Annotated in this window: 1 protein-coding gene; it reads right to left on the reverse strand. The window is 59.3% G+C overall.

Annotated features, from left to right (window positions below; all coding sequences use genetic code 11):
• On the reverse strand, positions 1-238 hold a 238-nt coding region (locus G6047_RS00060), incomplete at its 3' end, for a hypothetical protein (protein WP_169525258.1).
• Between the last annotated feature and the right edge of the window lie 8 nt (positions 239-246).

A 246-nucleotide genomic window follows, 5' to 3' on the forward strand; every position in this document is an offset into this window, starting at 1 on the left:
GGCTAGGCGTTGCGATGAGCGTCGAGATGGTGGCCAGCTGGATGCCGCACTGTGACGGGTTGATGGCTCCCGATCCGTTCGGGTTGTCGAGCAAGGCAGGGGTCGATACCTGGCAGGCCGTTCCATAATACCCGAGCCATGTGCCGTTGCGTTGCAGCTCCACCTGGATGCTGTACGTGGAGGCATAGTCGTAGGAAGCCATGTTGGTGAACGAGAAGTATCCCTGTGGACGCTCCACGTATTGAG

It is taken from the genome of Flavobacterium silvaticum, assembly GCF_012911565.1.
Classification (GTDB): Bacteria; Bacteroidota; Bacteroidia; order Flavobacteriales; family Flavobacteriaceae; genus Flavobacterium; species Flavobacterium silvaticum.